The 12,611-nt window shown below is 47.7% G+C and carries 12 protein-coding genes; 2 read left to right on the forward strand and 10 right to left on the reverse strand.

Translation table 11 applies throughout. From position 1 onward, the window contains the following. Positions 1-181: 181 nt before the first annotated feature. Both cydB and EKM70_RS02255 read right to left on the reverse strand, forming a co-directional pair. Complete coding sequence (cydB, locus tag EKM70_RS02250) at positions 182-1,192, reverse strand: cytochrome d ubiquinol oxidase subunit II (protein WP_125544868.1); 1,011 nt, start codon at positions 1,190-1,192, stop codon at positions 182-184. Beyond that, positions 1,185-2,636: a cytochrome ubiquinol oxidase subunit I gene (locus EKM70_RS02255; protein ID WP_125544870.1), complete on the reverse strand. Its 1,452-nt coding sequence runs from the start codon at positions 2,634-2,636 to the stop codon at positions 1,185-1,187. The genes cydB and EKM70_RS02255 overlap by 8 nt, the downstream gene beginning before the upstream one ends. 287 nt (positions 2,637-2,923) lie before the next feature. On the opposite strand from EKM70_RS02255, the gene EKM70_RS02260 reads away from it, so the two are divergent. Next, complete coding sequence (locus EKM70_RS02260) at positions 2,924-3,871, forward strand: NAD(P)-dependent oxidoreductase (RefSeq protein WP_125544872.1); 948 nt, start codon at positions 2,924-2,926, stop codon at positions 3,869-3,871. 234 nt (positions 3,872-4,105) lie between these two features. Here EKM70_RS02260 and EKM70_RS02265 read toward each other — a convergent pair whose 3' ends face one another. The 5 genes from EKM70_RS02265 to EKM70_RS02285 form a co-directional block, all read right to left on the reverse strand. Continuing rightward, positions 4,106-5,173, reverse strand: a complete 1,068-nt coding sequence (locus tag EKM70_RS02265) for an LCP family protein (RefSeq protein ID WP_125544874.1) — start codon at positions 5,171-5,173, stop codon at positions 4,106-4,108. A gap of 184 nt (positions 5,174-5,357) precedes the next feature. Beyond that, positions 5,358-6,770: an APC family permease gene (locus tag EKM70_RS02270; protein WP_125544876.1), complete on the reverse strand. Its 1,413-nt coding sequence runs from the start codon at positions 6,768-6,770 to the stop codon at positions 5,358-5,360. Positions 6,771-6,931: 161 nt separating this feature from the next. Then, positions 6,932-7,594, reverse strand: coding sequence for a potassium channel family protein (locus EKM70_RS02275; RefSeq protein WP_125544878.1), 663 nt, complete (start codon positions 7,592-7,594; stop codon positions 6,932-6,934). Positions 7,595-7,606: 12 nt separating this feature from the next. Beyond that, entirely contained in the window at positions 7,607-8,971 is a 1,365-nt protein-coding gene (locus tag EKM70_RS02280) for a TrkH family potassium uptake protein (RefSeq protein ID WP_125544880.1), read from the reverse strand. A gap of 183 nt (positions 8,972-9,154) precedes the next feature. Continuing rightward, a complete protein-coding gene (locus EKM70_RS02285) occupies positions 9,155-9,943 on the reverse strand; it encodes a CAP domain-containing protein (protein ID WP_125544882.1) in 789 nt (262 codons plus the stop codon). Between the two features lie 429 nt (positions 9,944-10,372). Between EKM70_RS02285 and EKM70_RS02290 the strand changes: the two genes are divergently transcribed. Next, a complete protein-coding gene (locus EKM70_RS02290) occupies positions 10,373-10,684 on the forward strand; it encodes a helix-turn-helix domain-containing protein (RefSeq protein ID WP_125544884.1) in 312 nt (103 codons plus the stop codon). Positions 10,685-10,821: 137 nt separating this feature from the next. Here EKM70_RS02290 and rpsI read toward each other — a convergent pair whose 3' ends face one another. The 3 genes from rpsI to truA form a co-directional block, all read right to left on the reverse strand. Next, entirely contained in the window at positions 10,822-11,214 is a 393-nt protein-coding gene (gene rpsI, locus EKM70_RS02295) for a 30S ribosomal protein S9 (RefSeq protein WP_057879236.1), read from the reverse strand. Positions 11,215-11,227: 13 nt separating this feature from the next. Beyond that, a complete protein-coding gene (gene rplM, locus EKM70_RS02300) occupies positions 11,228-11,671 on the reverse strand; it encodes a 50S ribosomal protein L13 (protein WP_125544886.1) in 444 nt (147 codons plus the stop codon). Positions 11,672-11,808: 137 nt separating this feature from the next. Then, the gene (gene truA / locus EKM70_RS02305; RefSeq protein WP_125544888.1) at positions 11,809-12,606 is read right to left on the reverse strand and encodes a tRNA pseudouridine(38-40) synthase TruA; all 798 of its coding nucleotides are present in this window, start codon (positions 12,604-12,606) and stop codon (positions 11,809-11,811) included. Positions 12,607-12,611 lie beyond the last annotated feature (5 nt).

The following is a 12,611-nucleotide window of genomic DNA, read 5'->3' on the forward strand; positions in this document are numbered from 1 at the left end:
ACTCTTACTGTCATGATACAGCTTTCACCGATATTTATCGAGTTAGAGTGCGCCAGCAGGCATTTCGGTGGTACGGCTTATCTCAGCCACTTGCCCTCTGACACACGTTTCGCCAAGATGCACCTAGAGACAACAAAAGAGATGTGACCGAAATCACATCTCCTTAACTTAACCGATAACCTTAAGCACTTTGCTTTGGTGAAGCCAACCGCTTGTAGAAGACCCAGTAACTCCAAATGAAGTAAACCAGGACAATCGGCAAAATACTAAAGGCTAAAATCGTCATCAATTTTAACGTGTACGGCGAACTTGACGAGTTCTTAATGAGTAATGAGAAGGCCGAGTTGTTGGCAATCATGACCCGTGGGAACAAGCCATTGAAGATGAGCACTACAACACTAATCAATGACAGCCCACTGCCGATAAATGATAGCCATTCGTGGTTTCCTAACACGCCCCAGTAAGCCAGGACAGTGAAGACCACTAAGGCCACCACAATCGCCGTCGTGGTCAATGGCTTCTTGTCAAAGAAGTCCGTGGAGAAGAACAGCAAGATGGCAAAGACTACTTCACCGGCAAATAGAACAGGATACAGAATCTTATTCCAAGATAAAGCCCGTTCTCGTAACTCGCCAGCTGTCTTCAACCGAATGAAGTTTAACCCGTGAACCAGGCAGAGGACCGTCACAGCCACCCCACCAACCACGGAGAATAGGTTGACGTAATCCAAGAAGTGCGCGGTCATGTCACCATTCTTGTCGATGGGCATCCCCGCAATCATTGAGGTAAAGAGTAACCCGAAGAGGAAAGCCGCACAGAGACTCCCGATGGTCCCAGCCCAGCCCCAGAAGTTCCGCCATTTAGCGGTTTCCATGTTGGCCCGGAATTCAAACGAGACCCCCCGGAAAATCAAAGCGGCTAGGATGAAAAACAGAATCAAATAGTAGCCTGAGAATAATGTGGCATACCACATTGGGAATGAGGCGAACATCGCCCCACCAGCCGTAATTAACCAAACTTCGTTACCATCCCAGTGAGGTCCAATGGTCCGAATGACCACGTCCTCTTCAGCATCGTTACGCGCAAAGCTCTTAATCAGCATTCCCACACCGAAGTCAAAACCTTCAAGGAAGAAGAACCCACTGAAAAGCACTCCAATGAGGATAAACCAGAGTAATTGTAAGTTAGTCATGGTTGAACGCCCCCTTCGAATATGGGTCAATCTCCTTGTCACCTGCTGCATAACCGTCGGTATTAGCGGCATCAGGACCCGCCTTCAACGTTCGGTGACACAGAACAACCATGACAAGTCCCATACCGGCAAACATCAGGAAGTAAACAATATTAGACGTCAGTAGCGAGGCCACTGAAACGTTTGGTGAGACGGCATCCGCGATCGTTAACAGCCCATAAACAACCCATGGGTAACGACCAAATTCGGTGACAAACCAACCCGCGGTGTTGACCACGAATGGTAACCACAGACACAGCCCCAAGATGTACAGGAACCAGCGTTGTTTCATAATGGCTTGTGACTTCTTACGGTTCATAATTAAACCAACGACGGCCAACAGGGCAAATAAGGCCCCCGCTCCAGCCATGATCCGGAAGCTCCAGAACAAGGTCTTGGTTGGCACGTAATAGTTCATGTCATTACCAAATTTCTTATCATACTTGGCATGTAATTCTTTATTGACTTTATTCATGCCTTTGACGGTCCCAGTCGTCTTGTGGTAACTCAATAAGTTCAAGACATAAGGAACATCGACTGACCAGGTAGACTTATGATTCTTAGTATCAAAGCCTCCAACGGCCGTCCATTCCCCTTTGTTCGTGGAATCCTTGTACAACCCTTCCATAGCAGCGAATGTCATAGGATGGTTGTTAATTAAGTAACGGGTCTGTAAGTCCCCACTGGCAATGGAACCCAGGGAGAAGATAAGCCCAATAATCAAGGCAACATTGAGTGACTTCCGGTAGAAGGTCACGTGGTCACGCTTGAGTAATCGCCATGCTGAACAGCCGGCAATAACGAAGGCTGCGGTCACGAAGGCCCCGAAGATCACGTGAGGAAATTCGTTCCACAGTTGTGGGTTACCTAACACCTTTGAAAAGCTGACCATCTGAACGTGACCCGTCTGCTTGTTAATGATGTAACCCAATGGGTTTTGCATAAAGCTGTTGGCCGCCAGAATCCATAGAGCGGAAAGTGAAGACCCGAACATGACTAACCAAATAAAGAGTGTGTGGATCCACTTGTTAAAGCGACCCCAGGTGAACATCCAAACACCGATGAATGTTGATTCGATAAAGAACGCTGCAAGGGCTTCAATGGCCAGTGGTGCACCGAAGATGTCCCCCATAAACCGTGAGTATTCCGACCAATTCATCCCGAATTGGAATTCTTGAATAATCCCGGTCACAACCCCAACGGCAAAACTATACAGGAACATTTTGCCCCAGAACTGTGCCATGCGTTTGTAATCCTGGTCACCCTTGATCGCATACATGGTTTCCATGACCGCGACGACAAAGGCCAACCCGATTGAAAATGGAACGAAGAAGAAGTGAAAGACAGTGGTCATTCCAAATTGAAATCGCGCGAGGCCCAGGATATCCAGACCTAGATTTAGCATTTTTCCAACCTCCCCAAACGTTTTTGGTGTGAATAAATAATTGCTATCCTGGTTTCATTATATCGAGTGATAAGTCAACTTTCAATGATTGACCATCAATATACTGAAAGTTAATGGCTAATACTCGAAATAAGTCTGTGGATTGTTCGTTAACTTTCGTAACACTTTGGAGGATCTGTGCTATTCGTTGCCAGATTTTTATTAGCGGTTCGTGAAATTATGTTCAAAAACCAGGGGATCTCGTGCTAGAATGAAAGTAAGTACAAGGTATGAGGAGGTTTTTCACTATGACAGAACGAATTCTTGCCTTACAACCATTAACCACTGAACAACGGGACCGGCTAGCCAAGACGAACGTCGATATTATTGACGCCGCCGACTGGAAGTCCGCCGAACCCATCTCAATTATCTTTGGTTGGGACCCAGAAGTGGGCCCTGCCGCACTGATGGCACCCAACAACCAAGTTCGCTGGATTCAAACTACCAGCGCTGGGATAGATTATTTACCACTTGATTGGATTCGCGCACATGACATTGCCGTCACCAATGCCAGCGGGGCCTTTTCACCGGCCATCGCTGAATCGACTCTCGGTTATCTGCTTTACTTCTTACGTGGCTTTAACGAAGCCGTTAAGAACCAAGCAGGCCATTTCTGGCAACGGCCACTGCGAAGTGACTTGGCCATGATTGGTAGTCAAACCATCGTTATTTATGGAACCGGTAGCATCGGTCAAGCGATTGCTAAGCTCCTGAATGGCTTTGGCAATCAACCAATTGGGGTTAACCGGACTGGTCATGACGTACTAGGATTCCAGTCGGCCGTCGCCTTAGCTGATGATAGCTCGGTCATTAAAGATGCTGATATTATCATCAATGCGATGCCCGCAACCACCAAGACCGTGGGCTACTTCAACGAAAGCTTCTTCAAGCAACTCGACGGTCTCCGGATCTTCGTCAACGTGGGCCGTGGTAAGTCCGTGGATGAAAAGGCCTTAATGAATGCGTTGCTTTATCAAAACGTCCTTCACGTCGCCTTAGACGTCTTCGAGACGGAACCTCTACCAAAAGAATCTCGTCTCTGGGACTACCCCAACGTCTTGATCACGCCGCATCAAACCGGATTCGCCAAGGATGACGAAAAACCAATCTTCGACATGTTCATGACGAACCTGCAAGGCTGGCTGAATGAGGGTAAGTTAACCGTCAACGTCACCGACCCCACCCAAGGCTACTAAAAACATTAGCAACTAAAATAAGCGCCCCCTTCACCAATTGGTGGAGGAGGCGCTTTTCAGTTCGTTCTCTAGACCCTCTGTCACTCATAGAACTGGCGGCTTAAGCACAGCACTAGCGGATCATCTGACGACTTGGCAAGCAGCTGGCTAAATGCTTCAGTAAATGTCGTTAAGGCCAATGGTGAGGCCTATCGTAGCAGCTTCTTTGACGGTATTTAAACCAACCCGTTGTTTCTAGTACCCGTTACCTGAACCACCGGTATTGCTACTACCAGTGTTCGCACTACCGGTAGACTCCGTGGCCGTACTGGTCGTCCCCGTCGTCGAATCAATCTGGGCAATCGTCCCCGTTGACTTATGACTCAAACTCAAGCCAGCCCGAATGTAGTCCGTCACCCGCTGAAGTTCGGTCTTCGTCATCACTTCCATACTCTGACCGTCTAAGGTTTCACCAGTCCCCTGCAAGTGAGTGGTCTTGATGTCCTTCGTTGCCGACAGGTAGTCCTTGGCCAACGCCGTCAGATCGTTAAAGGTTAAGTCGGTCTGGGTCTGCTCGGTCAACGAACTCACAAAACTCTGGTTCAACAAGGTAGAAATAGACCCGGACTTGCGAAGTAAAGCCATGATGACTTTACGTTGCCGCGTCTGACGGCCGTAATCCCCTTGCGGATCGTCGTCACGCATCCGAGAGTAAGCCAAGGCTTTCTTTCCGTTCATGTGGGTCTGCACACCCTTCTCAAAGGTGTAACCACCATAACTAAAGCTCAACGTTGGCGTCAGAGTCACCCCGCCAACTTCATCAATAATCTTTTTCATGCCACCCATGTTGATAATGGCATAGAAATCAATGGGCACATTCAACATCTGTTGCACAGTGGTAATGGCCGTCTTAGACTTTCCGTAAGCGTAGGCCGAATTAATCTTGGAAAGACCATAACTTTCGTAGCCAGGAATGGTCACCGCCGTATCCCGTGGGATACTGGTAATCGTTGTCTTATCGGTCTTCGGATTAATCGTGACGACCATCATACTATCGGTTCGCCCGGCAAAGGTTCGACCAAGCGCGCCGGTATCGGTCCCCATCAAAAGAATCGAAATCGGTTTCTTAGTCTTCAATTGTTCATCAACATTCCGGAGTTTAGTCACGCCAGAAGGTTTGTAGGAACTCTTAACAGTTTCTTTTAAGCTCCGATAGCGATGCATGCCGTAAGCTGTTCCTCCCACTAAGAGCGCGAGGATCACGGTTAAAATGATATTTCGAATGGGATGATGTTTTTTCATCGGTCGTTGTCGTTTCTGCATGGTATTCGTTAAACCACCTTTCATCCACCTACTCATTTACTAGATGGGGTTAATTTGTTCTCGTATTAATCGACTTAACTATTATAAGGAGCTTTGCTTAACACTTCCTAAGGACGCCCCAATCTTTACCAAAAAGCAAGGGGTTACCGGCTAAGCAGTAAGTCCCTTGCTGTTTAATCTTGATTTACGCTGGTGGATTTTGATCTAATTGCGATCGAACTTCACTATGATGATACCCATAGGCCGCATAGACGACGAGCCCGATGGCTACCCAAATACCAAATGCCTGCCACGTGAAGGGCTGTAGCTGCGTCATGAGGTACACGCAAGCTAGAAATGACACAATGGGTAGAACCGGATAACCAGGCACCTTAAACGACGCGTCAAAGCCCTTAAACCGTTCGTCATGGCGGAGAAAGACGATTCCCAGTGAAACCATGGCAAAAGCTGACAATGTCCCGATATTAACCAGTTCGGCGATCTTATCAATTGGGATAAATGCGGCAAAGACACTTGCGATAATCCCGAAAATCCAGGTATTGGTCACGGGGACATGCGTCTTAGGGTTCAGCTTGCGCAACGATTGTGGCAACAGGCCATCGCGACTGATCGCAAAGAGTAATCGCGTTCCCCCGTAAGACATGACAATGAGCACCGTGGTCATCCCCACGATCGCTCCAAATGAGATAACGCCGGCCGCCCAATTCTGGTGAATGAGGCTGAGGGCTAAGGCTACGGGATCGGCCACGCCTAATTTGCTATAGTGAACGACTCCTACCAAGACGGCTGAGAGGCTGATGTAGAGCACCGCAGCCACCAGTAACGATGAGATAATCCCAATTGGCATGTTCCGTTTGGGATTCTTCACTTCTTCACTGGCTGTGGAGACGGCATCGAAGCCAATGTAGGCATAAAATGCCACCGCAGCTCCTTTGAAGACCCCATGGACTCCAAATGGCAAGAACGGCCGGTAGTTGGCTGGTTTAACGTAGAAGACCGCAATGCCGATAAATAACAGAATCACGAGAATTTTAACAATGACCATGATGTTATTAATACGGGCAGACTCCCGAATCCCCTTCGAGAGAAGCCAAGCCACTAGTAAAGTGATCGCCAAGGCCACAATATCGATGCCGCCACCCCTCACACCGGCAGTTCCAGCGGCCGCCTGTAAGTATGGCGGCAGGGTCAGACCGAAGCCCCCTATAAGATTCTGAAAGTACGACGACCAACTAACAGCAACCGAAGAAACTGCAAAAAGGTATTCGGAAATCAACGCCCACCCGAGGATCCAGGCCAGAAACTCGCCAAAAACGGCGTAGACATAAGTGTAGGCACTTCCGGCTAAAGGAATCGTTGATGAAAATTCAGAGTAACACAGGGCGGCCATGGCACAGACAATGACAGCAATTAGGTAGGAAAGCATGACACCCGGTCCCGTATAGTTGGCGGCAATCAGTCCAGGGGTAATGAAGATCCCAGAACCCACGATGGCGCCAATCCCCATTGTTGTCAGACTAAACGCCGTCAGCGTCTTCTCTAATCCTGTTTTCTTGTACAGATCCGTCTGAACCTGTTTCTTGATAAATAGGTGCACGGGCGCAGCCTCCTTTTATGAGTAAATGATGAGATTTCGATGAAGCCAATTGTAATAGTGTAATTTTTTTTGGCCCAAATGTCAATAGAAATTTGCCACCAGCCGATCGCGGCCACATTAAAAGAGGCCCAGCAGTGCCAGGCCCCTTCGGGTGAACCTTCTTATTTTTTGAGTGTGGCGTCGAGTTCTTCGACACTGTCGATTGGCCCCACTACCGTTAGAACGTCGTGTAGTCGCACAACATCGGTCGGCTGGGGAGAAATATTGATGTCTTGCCCGTGTTGAATGGCAATCACCGTCAAGTCAAAACGTTGCCGCAGGTTTAGCTTGATCAGATCCTGGTCGACGAAGGTTGGATCGGTAATCACCAGCTCGGCCAGCGTATACTTGTCACTCAAATCGATAAAATTCAGAATGTGATTTGACAGGAGCTTACGGACAATACCGTGGCCCATGTCACGTTCTGGAAAGACAACCTGGTCGGCCCCAACTCGCTTTAAGACGCGGCCGTGGTCATTGGTTTCGGCCTTGGCAATCACCTTTTTAGCGCCGAGTTCCTTGGTCAGCATGGTGGTCAGAATACTGGCTTCCATATTATTCCCAATTCCCACGATGACGTAGTCAAAGGTGTCGATGTTGAGGCCCCGCAGAACGTCCTCATCACGGGTATCCGCAATCAGCGTCTGAGTGGCAATCTCCATCACTTCATTGACTGGTTCCTCGCGAACATCGACGGCCAACACGTCTTGATTAGTCTCCGCCAACGTTTCAACCACGCTCTGGCCAAATCGTCCGAGGCCCAACACTGCAAAACTCTTCTTCATCGTTTCGACTCCTTAACCAATTAGAATATTTTCTTCCGGATAGCGAATCAGGTTCTGTTTAACTTGTCGCTTGGACAGAGAGTACAAGGTGGTAAAGATCCCGACTCGACCAATAAACATCAGTAGCATAATGACCACTTTACCAATGAGCGTGAGATGGGGCGTCAGCCCTAAACTAAGGCCCACAGTTCCAAAAGCCGACAACACCTCAAACACAATGTACTCCAAACCGTAGCGAGACGGAATTTTCTCCGTTTGCGTGAGAATCAACGTCGCTAGGGCAATGACGACACTCGCCATGAAAATCAATAGGAGGGCTCGACTCACGTTAGATTGACTGAAACGCCGGTGGGCAAACTCCGCGTCCTTTTTGCCCCGAAGTTGCGCGATACTTTGGATCATCAAAACCCCAAAAGTCGTGGTCTTAATTCCCCCGGCAGTCGACCCAGGCGTCCCCCCAATAAACATCAAAATCATAATCAGGAAGATACTCCCGGCATGCAGACTGTCGGTTGGCAGTGAAATCAGGCCAGCCGTTCGGGGCGTCACACTTAGAAAGAGAGTGTTCACGGTGCGGTTAACCCAGGACGTTCCTGCCGGTAACCAATGCAGATTACGTTCCGTCACCAACAGCATCAAGAAACCCACGATGAAGAGAGAAATAGTCGTTGTTAACGTCAATTTGGAGTTCAGTGTCAAGCGATGGCGTTCGTGATAGAGTAAGAGGTCTCGCCAGACCAGAAATCCTAGTCCCCCAGCGATAATCAAAATCGTCGTGACCAGGAGCAAGTAAGAATCATTTCGGAAACTCATGAGACTGTTCCCAAAGACATCGAAACCAGCATTACAAAAGGACATCACCGCGTGGTAACCAGAAACGTACAACCCTCGGCCCCAACCGAATCTTGGAACCAGATCGAGAGCAAAGAGCCCCATCCCCAGCAGCTGAAATAACGCGGACAATCCGATCACATAGCGCATCACACTCTTCGTATCGTGAAGGTTCTCCAGGTTCAAGGATTCCTTAACCATGAGCTGGGTGGAGAGATTCAGGTTACGGCGCATCACGTTAAACAGCAGTACCGCGAAGGTCATGTAGCCCAACGCCCCAATTTCCGCGATAACCATGATGACCACCTGACCGAACGTGGTCCAGTTGGCTGCCGTATTCACCACCGTCAGGCCCGTGATACAAGTTGCCGAGGTCGCCGTAAAGAGGACGTCGATAAATGACGTCCCCTGCCCACTACGGGTCGCGATCGGTAAGCTCAGAAGCACCGTTCCAATTAAAATAATCAGTAGGAACCCCGCCACCATTTTCTTCGATAACGTATCAAAGAAAATCGAATAAAGTTTTGAATGTTGTATTTTGTCCATAAACGCCCTTATCCCGTCTAACTATACTTATTCTTAAGTCTAAAACATCCCTAGAGGGAACACAACACCCTTACCGGAGAATTCTAGGGTTAGCGTTGATACCAAAAAAGCACCGCTAATTCAGTTATAGAATTAGCGGTGCTTCGGATGTCACCATCCAGTTAGTTAACATCATTGTTGAAATTAGTCTTTATGGGACAGGATCGCAAATTCATAAAGCTCTTGGCCGTGCTGCATCCCACCAAAACCAACCTTGGTTTGCTTGGGATTCATCAAATGCGGGATGGCGCCAATGTCACGCCATCTGTCGGTAATCCGCATCCATGAAAGAATTGTTCCTTGCCCCCACTGCGATCCATTTTCATAGGCAATAATTGGCACCGATCTAGGCGCAATATAGCCATCGTAAATCCACCCAGCATGGGGCGTGTTTTCGACATTGCCCTTAAAGGACTTGCCTTCTTTGCGCATCCGATCCACATTCTTCTGGGCAATCTTATCCAGCTTGGCATCTTCCTTCAGCGGTGCAACGCCATTCTCGGCCCGAAATTTATTGAGTTCCTTCACAGCGTTTCGCCGGTAGGCTTTCACACTATACTTACCATAAACCCACTGATTATAAACATACTTTGTCGCGACGTAACCCTTCGTCTTGCCATTTTTGGACTTTAAGTAATTGTAGGTAACCTTCTTGCCATTGGCCTGACGAATCTTAACTTTCTTCGTCGCGTAGAACTTCGTATATAAGTACTTGGTCATGTGGTGATTCTTCCGTGTCAACTTCGTGTTTGAATACATCCAACTCCCAGTGACGTGAACCTTTTTCTTCGATTTATAAGTGGTTGATTTCAAAACCTTTGCCGCTTTAGACTTGGCAAAGGCCGTGTCCGATCCGGTCGTTATCGTGGTGAACCCCATGGCAGTTACACTGAGAACCGTGAGTGCCGAAATCATCATCTTTTTCGCTTTCATCCGTGATACCCTCCATTTACGTTAAATGAATCAAAACTAGCGATACCTGTCACGAAATAGTTAATGCCTCTATCACTTTGCTTTCTGTAGTTGTGAACTGGGTTCCACCAAGCGTTCGGGACTCACTCACGAATTAGGTTGAACGGCTTCCTTGACCCCTCACCACGTGCTAAATTCCAACCCTTAGCACGTTTATCGCCAAAGAACTTCACCCCTTAATCGAACACACCCCCTTAAAGAAAGGAAACAGCGATCGACCATTTTGACTCCTTAATTCATCAAAATGTTTGCTGTCCAAAAATATATCTTAAACTGATACTTCATATGTTTAATATTATCAATAAATCACGGAAAAATCAATATTACATGTACCTAATACATGTAATTTAGTTACAAGTTTTTGCTACCCTAAATGGAGGGTGAAAACTCATGACTGTACAATTCTTTGGCGAGCGGTTAAAAGCCGTCCGCAAGCACAAGCGTTTAACGCAACTAGAACTATCTCAAAGGCTTGAGGTCAGCAAGGGAACGATTTCAGCCTATGAACAAGGCTTGTCCTATCCCTCAATTGAAACACTGACCAAGATCTGTGATGTCTTAGACACATCATCAGATTATTTGCTTGGCCGAACCGATGATTTACCCTTTAGTCTTGGCGGATTGACCGACGAACAAGTCGAAAGTGTCTTACAGTTCGTGGCCTTAATTGAGCGCGCCAACGAGATTATCGACAAAGCATAGACCAATGTAACAGGCTGTCCTCTATCAGAAGACCAGCCTGTTTTTTTATGACCTAGTATGCGCAACAGTCTGCCGTTGTACAAAAAAAGCCCCCACCATAATGGTGAGAGCTTTCCCAAATAGATAATATCGAAATATTAACGCTTTGAGAATTGGGAAGCTTTCCGGGCCTTCTTGAGACCTGGCTTCTTCCGTTCCTTCATCCGTGGGTCACGAGTCAAAAGACCCGCACGCTTCAGCGGACCACGGAAGTCTGGGTCAACTTCGAGCAATGCCCGAGCGATCCCATGACGAGTTGCACCGGCTTGACCGGAGAAACCGCCACCGTGAACAGTAACTAATGCATCATAGTTACCAAGCGTTTCCGTAACGTTGAATGGTTGTAAAACAACTTCACGAATGCTAGCAAATGGGATGTAATCCTCAATTGCCTTCTTGTTCATAACAATCTTACCTGAGCCTGGTACTAAACGCACCCGAGCAGAGGAGTTTTTACGACGGCCAGTGCCGCGATATTGAACTTGTGCCATGTTGGTTTCCTCCTTAGATTAGGTTAGTGATGTCTAATACTTCCGGCTTTTGGGCTTCGTGCTTGTGGTCTTCACCAGCGTACACATGAAGCTTCAATGCCATCTGATGACCTAAGGAGTTCTTAGGAAGCATACCTTGGACAGAAGTTTCGATCAATTTTTCTGGGTTTTGAGCCCGGAAGTTACCGGCAGTGCGAGACTTCAAGCCACCTGGGAAACCAGTGTGGTGATAGTAAATCTTGCCAGCTGCCTTACGGCCAGTCAAAGCAATCTTGCTTGCGTTGATAACGATTACGTTGTCACCAGTGTCCACGTTAGGGGTGAACGTTGGCTTGTTCTTACCACGTAATACTGAAGCAACGACTGAAGCAAGACGTCCTAAACTAACGTCGGTTGCATCAACGATGTACCATTTGCGGTTAATATCGTTGGGTTTTGCCATATAAGTTGTACGCACGTTATATTCCTCCATAAATCTGAGTTTGTCTGACACCAAGTAAACTTTCCGGGGCTTATCGTGGGGCAAACAATACCAACAACCATAATACAAAGTTTTCGCCCTAAAGTCAATGATTGTTTATGCCCTCAGCAAAATTAACGCTGTCTTTGCGGCAATTTTGTCGGATGTTTTGGGTCTTCTCCTTGATAATACACATGTTTTAAGTAGAGGCCTGCCGCGGGTACGGTTCGCCGCGCCTGCTTGCGATCCTTAACTTGATAAAGACGACGGATATCGTGAACCGGCCGAGTACCGGAACCAATTTCAACCAATACCCCCACCATGATCCGAACCTGATTATACATAAAGCCATTCCCATAGAATTCGAAGACTAGCTCGTGGTTCGCCTCATCAATGTGGCAGGTTGCTTCATAGATAGTCCGCACGAAGGTTCGTGTCTGCGCCCCTGAGGCCACAAAGCTGGTAAAATCATGCTCTCCGACGAGATCACTCAAGGCCTGATTAATCTTATCTAAATCGACTGGGAACTTCCAGTGCCCCGTATAATTGCGTTTAAAGGGGTTTCGAAATTCTCCCATGTCCATGCGATATAAATAGCGTTTACCGGACACATCATAACGCGCATGAAAAGTCGCTGGGACAATCTCGACGCGTCGAACTTCCATATCCATTGGTAACATGCTATTGAGGCCCTTACGCATGCTCTCTTCTGGAATGGTAAAGGGAAAGTCAAAGTGCACGACCTGAGCTAAGGCGTGGACGCCAGCATCCGTCCTCCCCGACCCGTAGACGAGGATCTTGGGGTCGGGATTCTTGGCCATCTTGTTAATGACCTGAGTCAAGACACTCTCAACCGTTCGTCGATCTGGTTGCCGTTGAAATCCGGCAAAATTTGTTCCATCATACATCAAAGTAATTTTATAACGTGGCATGTTTC

This window comes from Levilactobacillus lindianensis (genome assembly GCF_003946095.1).
Taxonomy (GTDB): domain Bacteria; phylum Bacillota; class Bacilli; order Lactobacillales; family Lactobacillaceae; genus Levilactobacillus; species Levilactobacillus lindianensis.